Source organism: Cupriavidus consociatus (assembly GCF_017814975.1).
Lineage (GTDB): Bacteria > Pseudomonadota > Gammaproteobacteria > Burkholderiales > Burkholderiaceae > Cupriavidus > Cupriavidus consociatus.
The window spans coordinates 134,690-153,734 of the sequence record NZ_JAGIQA010000008.1; the positions used below are offsets into that span (position 1 = coordinate 134,690).

Sequence of the window (19,045 nt, forward strand, 5' to 3'; positions counted from 1 at the left end):
ACGTAAAACCTAACGGAGCAAAGATGAGTCTGTTGTTATCCCCCTTCGAAATCAAAGGCCTCAAACTGAAAAATCGGGTTGTCATGTCTCCGATGTGCATGCATAGCGCTGGTGAAGATGGTTTGGTTACCGATTGGCATCGCGTTCACTATGGCGCTCGTGCCCTGGGCCAAGCCGGCCTGATCTTCTTTGAAACCTTAGCCGTCCATGCGGACGGGCGCATTGGTCAGGGCGATCTCGGGATCTGGAGTGATGATCATGTCGCGGGCCTGCGCGGCCTGACCGATCTGCTCCACAGCTTAGGTGCCAAGGTTGGCGCCCAGATCGGCCATGCAGGCCGTAATGCGGACTTGCCAGGTGTCGTTCGTATCGCCCCTTCAGCTATCCCATTCACTCCTCAAAGTCGGGTTCCTCGCGAAATCGCGGTGGAGGAAATCCCAGAGCTTGTCCAATCCTTTGGCCGCGCAGCACGCCGTGCCCGCAACGCCGGTTTCGACGTACTGGAACTCCATACCGCGCATGGCTATCTGCTGAACGAGTTCCTCTCGCCATTGGCGAATACGCGCGAGGACGAATATGGGGGCGATGCGGAGCGCCGTTATCGCATCGTGCGTGAGATCATCGATGAGGTGAAACGGCATTGGGGAGACCGTCCTCTGTTCGTGCGGATTTCCAGCACCGACTACAGTGAAGGCGGCAACACTCCGGAGTCGTTCCTCGAATATGGCCGCTGGATGAAAGCTCAGGGCGTGGACTTGATCGATTGCAGTTCTGGCGGTATCAAGATGATCAAGGTACAGGCGTATCCGGGGTATCAGGTACCGGCCGCCGAACTGCTCCGGCGGGAGATCGGCATTGCCACCGGTGCAGTTGGATTGATCCAGAATGGTCGCCAAGCTGAAGAGATCCTGCGAAATGGCCGCGCCGATCTGGTGTTCGTGGGCCGGCAGATGCTCCGAGACCCCTTCTGGGTGCGTAGCGCGGCTGACGACTTGAAGGAGCACATCGAAACCCCTCCTTCCTACACCCGCTACGGCTCGGTCTGGCTAGACACCAGGCTGGGTGCGTAAGCCTATAGGTTCCCAGACATCGAACGGCTCTTTGAATGGCTCGCCAATTCGTTGGCGAGCCATTTGTCGCATATGGCTGCATCATGAACAATATCAGCGCGCAGTCAATTCATTGGCAAGAAGAACTCCGCGCGGGCGCATTGGTGAGGCCGAGTATCCGCAATGGTCTGCACGTGATCGCGCAGTGGTCTCGCAATGAACCATGCATTGTCAGATGCGTAAGCCGCCAGTTCAATGATGGGCAGGAGCGGCCTGCCAACAAAGCGGTCTCACCACGATTCAGGCGCGTGTCTCAGGATGTGCAAACGGGGCGCTTGCCCTGTCGTGGCGGGGCCTAACCGGCGCTCCTGCAGCCCATGTCCGCCATGTCGCCGGGCAGGCGACACCTATCGCTGATGCAGCGCTAGCTAATGCTGGATCGAGCGCGGCCCTCAGCTATCTACGGTTCCCACATTTTTGCACAGCCATTGGCCGCCAGTGCACTGTGCCATCGCCGTTGCGGCCCCTAAGATTCGTCGCAGTCCAGGAGCTCGCCACTGTCCAGGAGACGCAGGGGCTCCAAAGCGTCGGACTTCATTGCCACTACCAAACATCGTTAGAAAAGGAGCATCGCCATGCCCACTATTGCGTGGATTGGCCTCGGCCTGATGGGTAACCCCATGTCCAAACACATGATCAAGGCGGGCTACACCGTCCGCGGTGTAGACATTGACGCCACGGCGCGCGAGAGCGCCGCTGCTAATGGCGTGCTGGTTGCCGATACGATCGCCGCGGCGTGCAAGGACGCAGACGTCGTGTACAGCATGTTGCCTTCCGGCGCCGATGTCCACGAAGTCATGACGTTGGCCAATGGCGTGTTTGCAAGCGCGCGTCCCGGCACGATCGTGATTGACTGCTCGACGATCGGCATCGACTATGCGCGCAAGCTGCATGCCGCCGCAGAGAAGGCTGGTGTTGTATTTGTCGAGGCGCCGGTCTCTGGCGGCACTGAGGGTGCCCGCGATGGCACGCTGACGTTCATGATCGGCTGCGACAAGAAGTATGCCGGGCAGGCCACCGAATTGCTGCAACCCCTTGGCGACTACATCGCCTACGTGGGTGGTCCGGGTGCAGGTCAAGCCGCCAAGGTAGTGAACAACCTGATCATGGCAGTCAGCGTCACGGTCAACTGCGAGGCGACTGCCCTGGGACAGCGGCTTGGTCTCGACATGAAGGCGTTCTTCGAGATCGCTACGCGGTCGTCCGCCGACAACTGGTCCTTCCGTCTCTGGAATCCGGCACCGGGGGTGGTCGAGGCATCGCCGGCGTCGAATGGCTACAAACCAGGCTTCAAGACCTGGCTCCTGGCCAAGGATCTGAGCCTCGCCGTCGAAGCAGGACGCGAGGTGGGCGCCCGCCTGGAAACCGCTGAAACGGCATACGCGCTGATGACCCGCCACGCGGAAGCCGGTGGTGCGGATCTCGACGCAACGTCGCTGGTTCTGCACCTGTCCAGAAACACCTGAGGACCCCGCACCGCCACTGGCCGCGGCCGGCCGCCATGCGCTGGCTGGCCGTCGCTGTGGCACTCACAGGGCATCGGTCGCGATGCTTCAGCACCTTCGCATGGTCGTTACGGGCTGTGCCAATTGCGATGCTGCATCCATAGGAAAGTGGTTCATGAAAGCCACTTCCAATCGGAGACATTCCATGCTAACCACAACTATCGAAGAGTCGACTCGGCCCGAGAAAATGACGGGCCGCAGCCGCACAGTAGTGTTCGCGTCCTCGTTGGGTACCATTTTTGAATGGTATGACTTCTTCCTTGCTGGCGCGCTTGCACCTTTTATCAGCAAGGCCATTTTTGCAGGGGTGAGCCCCTCGGCCGCCTTCATCTTTACCCTGCTCAGCTTCGCCGCCGGCTTTGCCGTGCGGCCTCTCGGTGCAGTGGTGTTTGGTCGGTTGGGCGACATGCTCGGCCGCAAGTACACGTTCCTTGTGACCATCCTGTTGATGGGCGCTTCTACGTTCTTCGTAGGTTTGCTGCCTGGTTACGCCACCATCGGCATTTTCGCGCCGATCTTCTTCGTGGCAATGCGGCTGGTGCAAGGTCTCGCATTGGGCGGGGAGTATGGTGGCGCTGCAACCTACGTGGCCGAGCACGCCCCAGCAAGCAAGCGGGGAGGCTGGACCTCATGGATCCAGATGACCGCGACTCTCGGACTGTTTCTTTCGCTGCTCGTCATTCTCGGTGTGCGGACGCTTATTGGCGAAGAGGCATTCAGTGCCTGGGGATGGCGTATCCCGTTCCTGCTCTCGATCGTGCTGCTGGGCATCTCGGTGTGGATTCGCCTGAAGCTCAGCGAATCGCCGGCATTCCAGAAGATGGTGGACGAAGGCAAGACGTCCAAGGCACCCGTCAAGGAGGCCTTCGGGCAGTGGAAAAACGTCCGGCTCATGCTCATTGCCCTGTTCGGTGTCACTGCCGGTGAAGCTGTGGTCTGGTACACCGGCCAGTTCTACACATTGTTCTTCCTTACCGAAACATTGAAGCTGGAAGGGTCGATGACAAACACGATCCTCATTGCCGCGCTCCTGATCTCCGCCCCGTTCTACGTCGTAGCCGGGATGCTATCTGATCGGATCGGGCGCAAGCCGATCATGTTTATCGGCTGCCTGCTTGCCGTGCTGACCTACATGCCGCTGTTCAAGGCATTGACGCACTACGTCAATCCTGCCCTGGAAGCCGCGCAGAAGAGCTCGCCGATTGTCCTGATCGCGGATCCGAAGGAGTGCTCATTCCAGTTCAATCCGGTTGGGACGGCAAAGTTTACGAGCTCCTGCGACGTAGCAAAAGCCGCATTGTCGAAAGCAGGCTTGAGCTATGAAAACCAGCCTGCAACCGCACCACAGACTGCAACGATCGTGGTGGGCTCGGTCCAGATTGCCTCCTATGATGCGGCTTCGGAGAACGCCAAAGACAAGGGGGCCGCATTCAACGCTGCACTGGTGAAGGCATTGACCGAGGCTGGCTACCCGCGTGCCGCTGATCCTGCTCGCGTCAACGTCACGATGACCATCCTTATCCTCGTCATCCTCATGCTGTACGGCACCATGGTGTACGGGCCGATGGCAGCCATGCTGGTGGAGTGCTTCCCCGCGCGCATCCGCTACACCTGCCTTTCCGTGCCGTACCACATCGGCAATGGCTGGTTCGGTGGCTTCCTGCCTGCCACTGCCTTCGCGATCGTTGCAGCCCAAGGCAACATCTATTCGGGATTGTGGTACCCGATCGTGATCGCGGCAATGAGCTGCGTCGTTTGCCTGTTCTTCGTGCGGGAGACGCGCGGCACAAGCGTCGACTAGCCGCTGTGCACGGCTGGTCCGGCAGACCAGCGGGCGGAACTAGCCTCCGCTGTTTCCGCCCAGGCTTGAGAAAGAGGGTTCAATCAAAAGGAGTGATCTGTGAATATCGCTGTTGAAAGAAACATCCATGGAGTGCAAGGCCTGCGTACCGCAAAGCTGCTGATCGACGGGGCTTTCGTCGAATCGAAGAGTGAAGAATGGCGCGATATCGTCAATCCGGCGACCCAAGCGGTAATTGGTCGCGTGCCCTTTGCCACGATGGGCGAGCTGAATGCCGCTGTGGCGGCCGCGCAGCAGGCGTTCCGTACGTGGAGCGTGACACCGATCGGCACGCGCATGCGGGTGATGCTGAAGTTCCAGGAGCTGGTGCGCCAGAACACGAAGCGCATCGCGCAGACGTTGACCGCGGAGCAGGGAAAGACGCTTCCGGACGCCGAGGGCGACATCTTCCGCGGTCTAGAAGTCGTCGAGCACGCATGCTCAGTCGGCACGCTGCAACTGGGAGAATTCGCGGAGAATGTCGCTGGCAAGGTGGACACGTACACGTTAAGGCAGCCGATCGGCGTTTGCGCGGGCATCACGCCATTTAACTTTCCGGCGATGATTCCGTTGTGGATGTTCCCGATGGCGATCGTCTGTGGCAATACCTTCGTTCTCAAGCCGTCGGAGCAGGATCCATTGTCCACGATGGAACTGGTGGAGCTTGCACTGGAGGCCGGCGTCCCGGCTGGCGTGCTCAACGTGGTCCACGGTGGCAAGGAAGTCGTGGATGCCATCTGCACGCATCCCGACATCAAGGCCATCTCGTTCGTCGGTTCGACCCATGTTGGCACGCACGTCTACAACCTTGGCAGTCAACATGGCAAGCGCGTCCAGTCGATGATGGGCGCGAAGAACCATGCAGTGGTCCTGCCGGACGCGAACAAGGAGCAGACCCTCAATGCGCTGGCTGGTGCGGGCTTCGGTGCCGCGGGACAGCGGTGCATGGCCACGTCGGTGGTGGTGCTGGTTGGCGCGTCTCAAGAGTGGCTGCCCGATCTTGTTGACCGTGCGCGCGGCCTCAAGGTCAATGCCGGCACGGTGCCGGGTACCGACGTCGGTCCAGTCGTGTCACGCGCGGCCAAGGCGCGCATCCTTAGCCTGATCGAAGCCGGCGTGAAGGAAGGTGCAACCCTCGCGCTCGACGGGCGGGATATTGCGGTCGATGGCTACGCCGAAGGAAACTTCATCGGTCCGACGGTCTTCTCGGATGTCACGCCGGGCATGACCGTCTACGAGACAGAAATCTTTGGGCCCGTGATCTGTGTGATGGAGGCGGACTCGCTGGACGACGCTATCGAACTGATCAATCGCAATCCGATGGGAAATGGTGTCAGCGTCTTCACCCAAAGCGGGGCGGCGGCGCGCAAGTTCCAGAGTGAGATCGATGTTGGCCAGGTCGGCATCAATATTCCCATTCCGGTACCGGTCCCCATCTTCAGTTTCACCGGGTCACGCGGCTCGAAGCTCGGTGATTTGGGCGCGTATGGCAAGCAAGTGATCCACTTCTACACGCAGACGAAGACGGTTACGGCGCGCTGGTTTGACGATGCGACCTTCAATGAAGGCGTAAATACCACGATTGCGCTGCGATAGGTGAATGGCGTGACGGCGCGGCAGGTATGGCCCGAATCGCTTTCGCGGGCTCTGCCACAGTCCGGCACCTGGCAACGTCAAGGAGAGATTATGCATTTCGTCATCTATTGTCTGGACGACCCGGCGACGCCCCAAGCGCGCGACCAGTACTATGCTGCACATCGTGCCTATCTGTCATCGGCGCCTATCCCCATCGTTGCTGCGGGCCCGCTGACTGATACGCGGGGAGAGCGGCGCATCGGCAGCATGCTGCTCGTCGAAGCCCGCGATCTGGAAGAAGCCTGCGCCTTTGGGCATGGCGATCCTTTCTATATCAACAAGGTCTGGAAAGACATGAACGTGCATCCATTTATCAAGGCGATCTGAGTCTTCTGGTGGTGTCCTTCTGGCCGCGATGGTATCGCGGCCCCTTTTCTTATACAACGGTCATTCCGCCAGCCTGATGGCGACATTGCTGCAAGCCATGCAGCATATCAATGCATGCGATGCTCTTGCGAGGCAGCTCGCAAGCGCCTACTGTTAGGGACACACAGCTTCATTCCAGGTATACAAGGAGTCATCGAATGGCCTTAGCGGTTCGGATATCTACAACAGGTGGCGTGGAGGTGCTGCAATGCTGCGACGTCGGTCGTGAGAGGCCGGCACCTGGCGAAGTCTGGCTGGACCAGTTGGCAATCGGGGTCAATCCACTTGATGTCAGTCAACGCCGCGGAGACGCGCCAGTGACACTGCCGTCGGGACTCGGCCTCGAGGGCGCTGGCACTGTTGGTGCTGTGGGCGAGGGTGTCACAGCTTTCCATGTGGGGGAGCGCGTGGGCTACGCAACAGGTCCGCTGGGCGCATATGCGAGCGGCAGACAATATCCGGCTGAGCGACTGGTCAGGCTACCGGACGCCGTAAGCTTTGATTCGGCGGCGGCGGTGCTGTTCAAAGGGATTACTGCGCAGTATCTCCTGACCACTACCTACCCGGTTGGCAACGACACGGTGGCTGTCATCTATGGCGCTGCCGGGGCACTGGGCCAGATCATGGTCCCGTGGGCCAGGCATCTGGGCGCGCGTGTCATCGGCGTGGTGTCGCGATCCGCGAGTGTCGAGCGGGCCCGTGCGGCGGGCTGTGATCATGTGCTGGTGTTTGACTCGGCCACAATGGGTGAGCAGGTGGCGGACATCACGCGGGGCCGGATGGCAGACGTGGTGTATGACGGCGTGGGGAAGGTTTCTTTCGATGCCTCGCTGAATTGTCTCCGCCCGCGCGGCCTCATGGTGTCGTTTGGCATGACCTCAGGTGCGCCCTCTCCCGTCAGCGTATCGACGCTGAATGCCAAAGGCTCCCTGTACCTGACACGCCCCTCGCTGGCGGCGCATACGGCATCATCAGAGGTATACCAGCAACGGGCGCATGAGGTGCTACGCGCGCTGGAGACCGGCATTATCCGCGCCGATCCCAGGCACATTTTCTCCCTTTCCGACGTACGGACAGCCCATGCGCTGCTTGAGCAAGGCAAGACAGAGGGCGCCGTTATACTGAAGCCCTGACGTCATGAGAAGCCGAGCCACCGATGGCGCATCGTGCCGGCCGCCACAATGAGCGCATTCGAAAGCCAACATGCCGACCAGATCGGGGCACTGCTAGCCTTACACGACGGCGGTACCTTTGCCCAGGCGGGCAAGATTCTGCAACGACATCCAACCGTGATTTCAAAGCGGATCGCGGAGCTGGAGTCACGGCTTGGCGTTCGCCTGGTCGAACGCTCGACGCGGCACGTCCGATTTACTGAAGCAGGAATCCGCTACATCCAACGGTTGCGCGAAGCAGAGACGGTATTGGCGGATGCCGAACGCGAGGTGTCCGAAGCTGCGGTACAGGCAACGGGAACGCTTCGTCTCGCTCTGCCGGGTGCGCTGGGGCGGCTGTGGCTGGCTCCCTTGATTACCGAGTTCGCATCAATGAACCCTGATCTGATCGTTCACGCGGAATACTCCGAGCAGTTTGTGGACATCATCGCGGAGGGTTTCGATGCGGCGATTCGTGTGGGTGAGTTGACTGACAGCCGGCTACGGGCCAGGAAGCTATGTGACCACCACAGGATTCTCTGTGCTTCGCCAGAGTACTTGCGCAAGCGCGGCATGCCGGAAACGCCGGCTGACTTGGTCCGCCACAATTGCCTCGGCTTCACCGGGCTTGCCACGTACCCTGCATGGAAGCTTTCGGATGGAAACCGTAAGGAGACGGTTACTGTGCGCGGAAATCTTTCCAGCAACGAGAATTCAACGCTGCTTCTGGCAGCGGTGCGAGGTGTCGGCATCATTGCGGGCGGCGACTGGTTGATGAGCCGGGATATTGCATCCGGGAAGCTCGTCCGCGTGTTACCACAATGGTGTCTTGACGCGCGTTCCGGCATCTACTTCGTCACGCCGTCGATCAAACACACCCCTGCAAAACTGAAGCTATTCAAACAATGGATTGAAGAGAAGTTTGTTCAGAAGCCGCCATGGGCCTGAGTCCAGCCCCCCCCGGTGAGGATGTCCTGACGGGGGCGACATTGCTGAAACTTGGGTGAAAGCATAGTTATTCGGTTTGTTTTGCACAAATCAGAATTACTACAGGAGATCAATACAGACCTCAAAGGTGCATCGTGGCATCCAGAAAGCTATCGGAAAACTGGGACGACTACCGCTATTTTCTTGCCGTGGCGCGTACCGGCACGCTGTCGGCGGCCGCAGAGCGGCTCGGCACAGAACACACGACAGTGTCCCGGCGCATTCGCTCACTGGAAAGTGGACTGAACAACCGCCTGTTCCATAAGAGCACGACCGGTTACGTTCTCACGCCAGAAGGAGAGCGAGTGCTTGAAATCGTGCAAGGCATCGAGAGCGCATTCTATACCTCTCGCGCGATGGCAGGTGCCGAAACCAATGAAGTGGAAGGCGTCGTGCGCATCGGTGCGCCTGACGGATTTGGTTCACACTTTCTCGCACCGCGGGTTCATGAGCTGACCGAAGCAAATCCGCGCCTGGAGATTGAGATCTTCGCAGCGCCAAGGATCTTCAGCCTATCCAAACGGGAAGCGGATATCGCAATCAGCCTTTCCGGCGCGCAGCATCTACGGGTAGCCTCACGACGGCTTACCGATTACCGCATGTTTGTGTATGGCTCCAAAGCCTATCTGCGACATGCGGCGCCAATCACGGCGATGCAGGACCTTAAAGACCATCCCTTTGTCGGTTATGTCGAGGAGGGGCTGTTTGCGCCCGAACTCAACTATCTGCACGCAATCGATGCAGGTATTCAGCCACGCATCCGCAGCTCGGCGTTGCTGCCTCAAGTTTTCGCGGCGGCGGGTGGACACGGGCTGGCAATCCTGCCTGCGTATATTGCAGCATCATTTCCCGATCTCGTAGCCGTGCTTCCCGGGCAGTTCAGCTTGACGCGATCATTCCATATGCATGTGCACGAGGATCATCGCAAGGCAGCTCATATTCGCGTGGTGGCCAGCTTCGTCGCGAGACTAGTCCAGGACAACTTGGCGCTATTCATGCGAGATGCATAATCGTGGCATCCCGGTCGACGACATGGTACAGGTCCGAACCTGCCTAGGGTGACCTTTTTTGCCGGTCTTACTTGATACCAACCACTCAGGTCGTAGCCATCGATATGCCGACCGGAAGCGGACGCTTACCAGGGCACCCCACTTCGAGGCATACAAGCTACCGGTTCCTGTGCGTGCTTCTGCAGCCCGGGCCCGTCACGGGCCGAGGCGACACTCGTGCAGATAGACGTGCGCGGTGCAGCAGCGGTCTTTTCCGGCGCAGCGACCTCGACCATTGCTGCGGCCGAGGCCCGGCTGGAGCAGCAATCCAGGATAGCGAGTCCGGCAATCATGCTTACTACATAGATGTGCCTGGCCGGAGTCATGATAAAAACGTGTTGGATTCTAGGGGTGCGAGCATCATCAGCGCGTACGCGATGCTCAGGATATTTAAGCCTTGTCATGTTGTATGCAGACCTTCCCGAAATGCTGCCCGCTGGAAAGGTAGTCAAGCGCCATGCCCAATTCACCGAAATCAAACACTCGGTCAATCACCGGGCGGAGCTTGTGCTGGGCGATAGCTTTGGCCATCGCTTCGAAATCATCCCGGCTGCCGACGGTAATGCCCTGCAGTTTGATGTGACGCGTCACGACCTGCCCTAAGGGCACGTTGCAATCTGAGCCGGCGAGCACACCTATCAAGCTGATCGTTCCACCGGTACGTATTGCGCGTAGGGACTGCTCGAGCGTTCCCGCACCACCCACCTCGATGATGTGGTCCACGCCAGTGCCGCCGGCGATCTCTCGTGCGACTTTCCCCCATTGCTCGTTCTCACGATAGTTTATGGTTTCGTCCGCACCCAGCGCATGCACTTTCGCAAGCTTTTGATCGCTCGAAGATGTGGCAATGACACGAGCACCAAGGAGCTTGGCGAATTGCAGGGCGAAAAGGGAAACGCCCCCAGTCCCCTGGATCAGCACCGTGTCGCCCGGCTTGATTCGCCCTTCCGTGACCAACGCCCGCCAAGCAGTTACCGCAGCCGTCGGGAGCGTTGCAGCCTCAACGTCTGTCAGATGGCTTGGCGCTGCACAGACCCCGTCCGCCGGGAGCACGATATAGTCCGCCATCGTGCCATCTTGCTCACAGCCCAGGCTAAACCGGAAGCGCGCGTTGTCGGGCGCACCACTCAGCCAGCTTTGGTAGAAAACTGGACACACCCGATCCCCGACCTGAACCTGCGTGACGCCACGTCCTACTGCGTCAATAATGCCAGCACCATCGCTTAGCATCACCAGGGGTAGCTCTTGCATTCTTTTGCCATAGCCGCGAAGTGGAATGATCAAGTCTCGGTAGTTCAATGCGTTCGCCGAGATTTTGACACGTACCTGCCCGTCCCTCGGTATTGGTAATGTACGTTCACTAATGCGAATGTTCTCCCTCTTCCATTCGCCTTCAACCTGGCATACCCGCATGGCGTCTCCTGATTCGGTCCTTCGCCTTGAGGCGAGGGTAGGCCTTCATCATGGATTTATAAAGGAGGAAATTCAACTTGATGTTGACGGGTTATGTGCATATGTGAACTGCATGGGATGCTCGAATAGGGTTGGATATCTGGCCTCTCGAAATAACCTTAGGCGCGCCGCGTATGGGCCGATTTCCGAGAATCATCGGCGGCGCGCGGTCTGGCAGACCCCGCGCGCACCGGGCAATGCATGGCTGGGGATCGGCAAAAATCAGTCCGTTGAGCAGCCGCGAACGGTCATTCGGGCCGCGCACGGGGACAGTCTAACGCTACCGATTGACGGAAAATCTACCACTCCGGCCGTTCGGCGTTGAGTCGCTGGACGGCAGAGACGGGTCGGAAGTCGCTTCTGGCGCTGCAGAGTCCGGCCCCAAATGGCCAGCGGGTCGAGACCGGCCAGAAGCGGCCTGTACCTCGCCATCAAGGCCTCTAGCTCAGTAATGGCGGCTTCCAAGCTCGGAGGGACAACAATTTGGCCAGCCAAAGACGCCCCACCCCACCGAGCGGGGGCGTCTCCCTGTTTAATCCCTGTCAGCTTACCGGATTGCGTGCCATGACGATCCACGCCGCGCCGTTGATCATCACCGACCGCTCGCCGGGGAGGCCCGCGAAGGCGGCACGAACTGCGGCCGAGGCGCGGGCGCGGATGTCGTCGGGCTGATCAGCGAGCGCACGCGACAACGGGCCGACCTCGAGTGTCATCTTCACGGCGTCGTCGATCGCAGCGTCCCGCGTCCCGCCCTCGCCGAATGGGACGGAAGCGTCGAAGGGGGCGATCGCAATATCGGTGAAGCCGGCCGCCGTCAGGATGCGTGCCACGCGCCCCCGATCGCCGAACGAAAACGGGCCGGGCGCTTCGGGATCGGGCAGCGCGCTCGGCGGGACGATGCCCTTGAGCGCGCCCATCGGCAGGCGCACCCAATCGTTCTCGGCCGCGCCGCGCCAGCAGACGAAAGCGACCCGCCCGCCGGGCCGGAGCGCGCGTCGCATGTGGGCGAACGCCGCTATCGGATCGTCGAAGAACATCACCCCGAAACGCGAGAACAGGATGTCGAACGCGCCCTCGGGCAGCTCTGCGCTGCTGGCGTCGGCCACCTGAAACAGGGCCGGCGTATCCTGTTGCGCAAGCGCGCGCGCTCGGCCGATCAGCGGTTCGGATATGTCCACGCCCAGCACTTGGCCCCCTGCGCCGACGCGGGCTGCGAGAGCCAGACTCGACGCGCCCGCGCCGCAGCCGATGTCCAGCACGCGCTCACCCGTCGCGGGCGCGGCGGCTTCTATCGCGGCCTGGCCGAACACCGCCACCATAGCGTCGAGCCGCGCCTGGTTGGCGACCCAGCGCTCCCCGCTTTGACCATTCCAGTCACCGACCTGATCGGCACTTTGCTCTGCCATGTCATCTCCTTGACTCGACGATCCGTCCTTCATCGCGCCGATCTACGCCAACCTTTTCGAAGGCGACGACGCAACGGGAGAAAGGAATCTGTGCTCTCAAACAACCATCGACTGCTGGGCGAAGATAGCCGCCATCGCGCCCTGCGATGATGCCTGGGTGACCGAGGGCAAGAAGGGCGTGGCGAGGTCGCCAGCGGCGTAGATGCCGGGGATGCTGGTTTGGCGGCGCTCGTCGACTTTAAGGACGATGCCAGTGGGCGTATCGACCGTGGCAAGGCCCAGTGATTCATGCAGGCTTGCGGACGGCTTGTTGCGCGGATGGGCGAACAGGACGTCGACCGCGACATTGCGGCGGGTATCGAGATTGACGGTGGTGATATGGCCCTTGTGATGGGCGATCTCGATAATCCGGCCATCGACGACAGGTATGTTGCGGCGCGCCAGATCGGCCTGGATTTCGGCCGCAATGTCATGACCATCGGCGAAGACAGTCAACTTGTCAGTCCAATCGCGGAACAGCCTGGCAGACTGGTGCGACTGTGGGCCGGACCAGAGGAGGCCCCAATGCTGGCCGGCGACTTCAAAGCCGTCGCAATAGGGGCAGGGCACGATGGACGTGCCCCAGCTTTCGGCAAAGCCCGGAACATCAGGCATCTGGTCGGCGACGCCATAGCTCAGGATGAGGCGGCGCGCCCTCAGGCTTTCGTGATCGTCAGTGACGACGCAGAAATCGTCGATGGCGCCAGACACGCTCTCGGCCCGAGCATTGACCAGCCTGATCGTTGGATACCGCGCGAGTTGCTGCCGCGCCTCGACTAGGATGTCCAGCGGCGGCTTGTGATCATGGCCGAGCAGGCCATGCGAGTGGCCGGCGAAGCGATTGCGCGGCAGGCCGGTATCGAGAACGGTGACCTTGCGGCGGGCACGGCCGAGCTGCAGGGCGGCGGCGAGGCCGGCAAAGCTGCCGCCGATGATGATGACGTCATTCATGGTGCTGGGCTCCGTGTTGTGGCTAGAGGGGTGGCTGGGCCTGGTGCGCAATAACGTCCGGAGATAAGCGCTTGAGACGGTCAGCGACCAGGGGGCTTCGGCATTGGCGAGAAAGTTGCCCATGGCTGTATTGACCGGCCGGACAATGCCGCATTCGTTATCGCCGGGCGGCCCGGGGAAACCTGATTTGGACAACCCGGTTGAAACCTACCCTTGGCTTGCACATTTGCGATACTACGTGGTATCGTAGTGCAAGTATTTAAATACTGTCAAGTACTGGAATTGTCGTGACCGAAAACAGCCAGGGCCGGCGCGGCCGGCCCGCCAACGAGGCGCTTCGCCAAACGATAGTTGACACCGCCTGCGAACTCTTCGTGGAACTGGGTTTTCAAGCGACGACCATGGACAAGGTCGCCCAGCGGGCGAAGATATCCAAGCTAAGCATCTATCGGCACTTCGAGAACAAGGAGGCGCTGTTCAGCGCGGCCATGGTGGCCCGCTGCGAGCAGTTTGCACCGCAGGCCCTTTTTGAAGGCGTCGACGGTTCGGCCGAAGACCAGCTCATGGCGGTGGGGTCATCCCTGCTTCGCACGCTGTTGAGCCCGGACGTCCGCAGTGTCGAAGCCATGGTTTTGGCCGACAAGACGAATCAAAAGTCGTTAAGCAAGCTCCATTACGAGGCCGGGCCCGCTCATGTCATCACCCAAATCGAGGCCGTGTTGCGTCAGTTGCACGCGAAAGCGATTCTGAACGTACCCGATGCTCTCCAGTCCGCCCGCTTGTTTGCCGCGCTTTTCAAAGGATCCGATCTCCTGCTTATCGCCCGCTTCGACGAGGCGAGAGCAGAGGACGACAACGAAATCGAATCCTATTGCCGGTCAGCCGTCACCATGTTCATCGCCGCGCACGGTGGCATCTAAAGATGCCATCGCGGCCGATGAAGAACACGCAGCAGTTGCATACGCTGTTCGCCCTGAGCAACCCATGGATGATGCGTGGACGACTGATGGGCGAGGCCATTGCATGAGCGCAAAAGCCGTCCGCGCGGGCAGGCACCACTGCGGCCTAAGTGGAACGACAGAGAAGGGTCGGCTTCTGCCGCGACAGCGGCCTCTGACGAGGGCAAACTAAGTTTCCCGTCGCTTATGTCACCACGGCAGCACAATGCCTGGATCGCTACATCAGGTGGCAGAGCAAATGCGTTGAATCACTTGGTCGATATAACGCTTACATAGCCGTCCCGAGTCCTCTTGGAACATCTTGATCCGCTTCGTGTTCTCAAGGATCAGCAAACCGACGCAATGACCAAAAAACGCGGTCACCTCCGTCTTCGCCTCCGCTTCTGACGCACCCAGTTCCTGCAATCCTCGGCCGAATGGTGTCAGAGCGTCTCGCAGCCTCGCATTCAGTGTGGCATTGAGGTCCGGGGTGAGGCCATGCGGCCGCATTCCACCGAAAAGGTAGAACCCAAGGTCGAGGTCGCGGGGATTGTTGGCATAAAACTCGTAGAAGCCAAGTGCCGCCCGCACGGCCCGCTCTCTTGCAGAGCGGGGAGCCGTCACGCTTTGGGCAACTGCCTCATTTAGCCGCTCAAGCGATTCGGCTAGAAGCGCCCCATAAATCTCTTCTTTGGCTTGAAAGTACGAGTAGATCGCGCCGGGGGTGTACCCGGCCTGCTTGGCGATCTCACGAATATTTGCGCCTTCCAGGCCGCGCTCTTCGAAAACCTGCCGGGCTGCCGCCAGGATGTGGGCGCGCTTCGCTTCGCTTACAGCGGCCTTCCTGTCGAGCCGCTGCCTGTCATGGGTCTCTGCAGTTGCACTCATAGGGGTTTCTCCTTGGCAACCATTGTGCCATAAAAACGAACGCTTGAAATTTCATTGAACATTGTTTAATTTAAAAAACAGGAGTTTAGCGCCATGTACCCGCCCCACCAAAGGAGCTCCAAATGATGATGTCCGCACGCGACTATGAAGAGTCGCTCCGCCAGTACAGCCCCAAAGTCTTTGTCGATGGCCGTCTGGTCGAGAGCGTGGTCGATGAACCCGCGTTCCGGCCCGGCGTGAATGCTGTTGGCCTCACTTACGACTATGCGCTGGAGGCGAAGTACGCGCCCATCATGACCGCGACCCAAGCGAGCAGCGGCAAGGTGGTGAATCGCCTTCTGCACATCAACACCAGCAGCGGCGACCTGCTGAACAAGCTCGAAGCCGTTCGCTTGGTCTGCCAGGAAACTGGATGCGCCCAGCGCTATCTGACACACGATGCCTTGAACGCGATCCACCAGGTATCGGCGCGCATTGACGACGCCAAGGGCACGACCGAGCATCGCGACCGCTTCCAGGCGTATCTCCATGACATCCAGGACCGCGACCTGACGCTGGGTGTAGCCATGACCGATGCGAAGGGTGACCGCAGCAAGCGCCCGCATCAGCAAGGCAATCCGGATACCTATGTCCACATCACGCATCGCGACGGCAAGGGCATCCGTATCTCCGGTACGAAAGCGATCGTGACCGGCGCACCCTACATGCATGAATTCCTCGTCATGCCGTGCCGAAACATGAGCAAGGAAGACGCCGACTTCGCGGTGTGCTGCGCTGTTCCGGTTGACGCCCCCGGCATCACGATCGTCGCTCGTCCCGCTGGACGTCCTGGCGAGAAGGCAGCGCTGTTCTCGAACAAATATGGTCAATCAACGGGCGTCGTGGTATTCCAGGACGTGTTCGTGCCGTGGGAACGCGTGTTCTACGCCGGCGAATGGGAACATAGCGGCTACATGACCTACAACTACGCGACGCACCACCGCCATAGCTGTATCGGAGCGCGCGCGGGCTTCGGCGACCTGCTGATCGGCGCTGGCGCTCTCATGTGCGAGGCTAACGGCTTTGATCCGGGCGAAGAATCCCACCTCCGCGACCAGATGGTCGAACTGATCAAGATCACGGAAGGCTTCTATGCATGTGGCGTTGCGTCGTCGGTGTACGCCACTCAGGACGTACCTGCACAGAGCTTTGTTCCCGATCATGTCTTCTCGAACATTGGCAAGCTCCTGCTCGCTACCCAGATCTACGACATGCACAAGATCGCCCACTATGTCTCGGGCGGCCTGATCGTCGCACTGCCTGGCCCTGACGAAGACCACAATCCGCATACCGCGGCGACCCTGAGCGAGGTGTTGCGTGCGAACCCGGATGTACCGTACGAGAAGCGTATTGAGACCGCTCGCTTTATTGAAGATCTGACGGCCTCGTATCAGGGTGGCTGGTATTCCGTCATCAGCCTCCACGGAGGCGGCTCGCCGGAAGCCATGAAGCGGGAGATCTATCGCAACTATCCGGTCGGCTCCAAGGTCCAGCTTGTCGAGCGTCTGCTGGATCGTGGCTTGACAGAAGATCCGAATCGCGCGATCACGCGCAACACCCAACCTGGCAAGTGCTGCACGCAAGGCTGCACGGTACCGGGCGCGCCGGTGATGGTGGATCTCCCCGAGCTTCCGTCGAAGAAGTCTGCCAACGGCTGATTCGCTCAATTCCCATCCATCCGAGCAAGCGTGTGGGAGACAACATGAATTATGAGATGGAACGGGCCGATTGGGAGCGCGATCCAATTGGCTACTGGCAAGAGGCCGCTGCGATGGTGGATTGGCATGAACCCTGGACGAATGTCCTGGTTCAGCAACCAGAAAACCGATACACCTGGTTCGACGGCGCTACCACCAATGCCAGCTACAACTGCCTCGACCGGCATGTCAAAGCCGGCCGGGGGCAGCAAGTCGCGATCGCATATGAGAGTCCCGTAACCGGAACGTCACAGACCATCACGTATGCGACGCTGACGGAGCGTGTTTCAAGGTCGCAGGCGTGCTGCATCAACAAGGCGTGGAAGCTGGCGATGTGGTGGTTATCTACATGCCCGTCATCCCCGAAGCACTCATCGCGATGCTTGCATGTGCGCGCATTGGTGCTACCCATTGCGTGGTTTTCGGCGGCTTCGCCGCGAACGAGCTTGCGACGCGATTGCGGGACACCTCTCCGAAGGCAATCCTCACCGCCTCATGTGGCTTCGAGGCGAAGCGGGTCATCCCTTACAAGGAAACCCTTCGCGAGGCGATCCACCTCGCAGCATGGCAGGGACCGACGCTTGTGTACCAGCGCAAGCAGGTGCCCGCCATGCTCGGGGTCGATGACATCGACTGGGAAGAGGCAGAGCGCGAAGCACCTCCCTGTCCGCCATTGGCTGTGCCTTCCACTCATCCCCTCTATATCCTTCATACATCGGGTACAACGGGAGCGCCCAAGGGCATTGTCCGTGATACGGGCGGCTACATGACCGCTCTGCTATGGTCCATGCGGAATATCTACGGCTGCGGACCCGGCGATGTGTTTTGGGCCGCGTCCGACGTAGGCTGGGTGGTCGGTCATTCGTATATGACATATGGCCCTCTGCTTAAGGGCTGCACCACAGTGCTTTACGAGGGCAAGCCGGTCGGTACACCGGACAACGCATCGTTCTGGCGGGTGATCGAACGGCATAGGGTCAACGTGCTCTTCTGCGCCCCAACGGCACTGCGAGCGATTCGCAAGGCAGACCCCGCTGGTTTGGCTTTACGTCATCCCTCCGGAGGGCAATGGCTTTACCAGTACAACATCAACAGTCTGCGTGCGGTCTTCCTTGCGGGCGAACGATGTGACTCGCCCACGGCGAACTGGGCGGAAGAGTTGCTGGGGCGACCAGTGCTCGATCATTGGTGGCAAACGGAGGCGGGCTGGTCGATCACAGCGGCTACGCCTGCGGAAGCCAGCGCGGGCGTCATTCCGCCCGGGGCTGCAGGACGAGCCATGCCGGGATGGGACGTTCAATGTGTCGACGACGATGGCCAACCGCTTCAGGCAGGAAGCTCAGGCAACATCGTCTGCGGAGTGCCCTTGCCGCCGGGGGCCATGACCACCATCTGGAATGCTCATGACCGGTACGTCAGCTCGTACTTTACGCGCTTTGATCGCTGGTACGACACAGGGGATGCTGGCTTCATCGATCCCAATGGCTATGTCCATGTGATGGGTCGTACCGACGACGTGATCAACGTCGCGGGCCACCGGCTGTCAACGGGTGCGATTGAAGAGGTTGTCGCAAAGCTCGACAAAGTGGCCGAGTGCGCTGTGGTGGGAATGGCGCATCCGATAAAAGGCCAGGTTCCGATAGCCTTTGTTGTGCTGCGCGATGATGCCCAGTGCCTGCCCGCCGATGCAGAATCGGAGGCCATCAAAGCGGTCCGGGACAATCTTGGTGCGATTGCAACGATGCAGGCGGCGTTTGTCGTCGACAAACTTCCCAAGACGCGATCCGGCAAGATACTTCGCCGGACGCTCTTGCAGATGGTCGACGGGATACCTGCCTCGATTCCCGCAACGATTGAGGATGCTTCAGTAGTCTCCGAAATTGAACGGGTGGTTAAGGCGCGTGGTGTCCAGGGCGAATCGATTGATGCCGATCGAGGTGAGCATCGATAGTTGAACCCAGGCGGTGGAGCATTCTTTGCGCATTGCTTCACC

15 protein-coding genes and 1 pseudogene are annotated in these 19,045 nt (G+C 60.0%); 12 read left to right on the top strand and 4 right to left on the bottom strand.

Features of this window, described 5'->3' with window-relative positions:
- Nucleotides 1-23: 23 nt before the first annotated feature.
- The 8 genes from namA to J8I82_RS13420 all read left to right on the top strand — a co-directional run bounded on the left by namA (nt 24) and on the right by J8I82_RS13420 (nt 9,603).
- Complete coding sequence (namA, locus tag J8I82_RS13385) at nt 24-1,070, top strand: NADPH dehydrogenase NamA (RefSeq protein WP_209758141.1); 1,047 nt, start codon at nt 24-26, stop codon at nt 1,068-1,070.
- A gap of 614 nt (nt 1,071-1,684) precedes the next feature.
- Complete coding sequence (gene mmsB, locus J8I82_RS13390) at nt 1,685-2,575, top strand: 3-hydroxyisobutyrate dehydrogenase (RefSeq protein ID WP_209758143.1); 891 nt, start codon at nt 1,685-1,687, stop codon at nt 2,573-2,575.
- A gap of 226 nt (nt 2,576-2,801) precedes the next feature.
- Complete coding sequence (locus J8I82_RS13395; protein WP_209758342.1) at nt 2,802-4,415, top strand: MFS transporter; 1,614 nt, start codon at nt 2,802-2,804, stop codon at nt 4,413-4,415.
- Nucleotides 4,416-4,520: 105 nt separating this feature from the next.
- Nucleotides 4,521-6,050 carry a CoA-acylating methylmalonate-semialdehyde dehydrogenase gene (locus J8I82_RS13400; protein ID WP_284183071.1) on the top strand — a complete coding sequence of 510 codons (1,530 nt, stop codon included), beginning with the start codon at nt 4,521-4,523 and terminating at the stop codon, nt 6,048-6,050.
- A 90-nt stretch (nt 6,051-6,140) separates the two neighbouring features.
- Nucleotides 6,141-6,416, top strand: coding sequence for a YciI family protein (locus J8I82_RS13405; RefSeq protein ID WP_209758145.1), 276 nt, complete (start codon nt 6,141-6,143; stop codon nt 6,414-6,416).
- A gap of 197 nt (nt 6,417-6,613) precedes the next feature.
- Entirely contained in the window at nt 6,614-7,588 is a 975-nt protein-coding gene (locus tag J8I82_RS13410) for a quinone oxidoreductase family protein (protein ID WP_209758147.1), read from the top strand.
- Between the two features lie 48 nt (nt 7,589-7,636).
- A complete protein-coding gene (locus tag J8I82_RS13415) occupies nt 7,637-8,554 on the top strand; it encodes a LysR family transcriptional regulator (RefSeq protein ID WP_209758149.1) in 918 nt (305 codons plus the stop codon).
- A 134-nt stretch (nt 8,555-8,688) separates the two neighbouring features.
- Complete coding sequence (locus tag J8I82_RS13420) at nt 8,689-9,603, top strand: LysR family transcriptional regulator (protein WP_284183061.1); 915 nt, start codon at nt 8,689-8,691, stop codon at nt 9,601-9,603.
- A gap of 429 nt (nt 9,604-10,032) precedes the next feature.
- Here J8I82_RS13420 and J8I82_RS13425 read toward each other — a convergent pair whose 3' ends face one another.
- From J8I82_RS13425 to J8I82_RS13435, 3 genes are all read right to left on the bottom strand, one after another.
- The gene (locus J8I82_RS13425; protein ID WP_209758151.1) at nt 10,033-11,055 is read right to left on the bottom strand and encodes a zinc-dependent alcohol dehydrogenase family protein; all 1,023 of its coding nucleotides are present in this window, start codon (nt 11,053-11,055) and stop codon (nt 10,033-10,035) included.
- A gap of 581 nt (nt 11,056-11,636) precedes the next feature.
- Nucleotides 11,637-12,500, bottom strand: coding sequence for a class I SAM-dependent methyltransferase (locus J8I82_RS13430; RefSeq protein WP_209758153.1), 864 nt, complete (start codon nt 12,498-12,500; stop codon nt 11,637-11,639).
- A 96-nt stretch (nt 12,501-12,596) separates the two neighbouring features.
- Complete coding sequence (locus J8I82_RS13435; RefSeq protein WP_209758155.1) at nt 12,597-13,490, bottom strand: NAD(P)/FAD-dependent oxidoreductase; 894 nt, start codon at nt 13,488-13,490, stop codon at nt 12,597-12,599.
- 287 nt (nt 13,491-13,777) lie between these two features.
- On the opposite strand from J8I82_RS13435, the gene J8I82_RS13440 reads away from it, so the two are divergent.
- Both J8I82_RS13440 and J8I82_RS13445 read left to right on the top strand, forming a co-directional pair.
- The gene (locus J8I82_RS13440) at nt 13,778-14,410 is read left to right on the top strand and encodes a TetR/AcrR family transcriptional regulator (RefSeq protein WP_209758157.1); all 633 of its coding nucleotides are present in this window, start codon (nt 13,778-13,780) and stop codon (nt 14,408-14,410) included.
- Nucleotides 14,398-14,517, top strand: a pseudogene (locus tag J8I82_RS13445) (IS5/IS1182 family transposase); the annotation flags it as partial. The gene J8I82_RS13440 and the pseudogene J8I82_RS13445, both read left to right, overlap by 13 nt.
- 154 nt (nt 14,518-14,671) lie before the next feature.
- Here the strand turns inward: J8I82_RS13445 and J8I82_RS13450 are convergent.
- Complete coding sequence (locus J8I82_RS13450) at nt 14,672-15,316, bottom strand: TetR/AcrR family transcriptional regulator (protein WP_209758159.1); 645 nt, start codon at nt 15,314-15,316, stop codon at nt 14,672-14,674.
- A 122-nt stretch (nt 15,317-15,438) separates the two neighbouring features.
- On the opposite strand from J8I82_RS13450, the gene J8I82_RS13455 reads away from it, so the two are divergent.
- Together J8I82_RS13455 and J8I82_RS13460 are read left to right on the top strand one after the other, a co-directional pair.
- Nucleotides 15,439-17,013, top strand: coding sequence for a 4-hydroxyphenylacetate 3-hydroxylase family protein (locus J8I82_RS13455; protein ID WP_209758161.1), 1,575 nt, complete (start codon nt 15,439-15,441; stop codon nt 17,011-17,013).
- A gap of 340 nt (nt 17,014-17,353) precedes the next feature.
- The gene (locus J8I82_RS13460; protein ID WP_284183062.1) at nt 17,354-19,003 is read left to right on the top strand and encodes an AMP-binding protein; all 1,650 of its coding nucleotides are present in this window, start codon (nt 17,354-17,356) and stop codon (nt 19,001-19,003) included.
- Nucleotides 19,004-19,045: the final 42 nt, after the last annotated feature.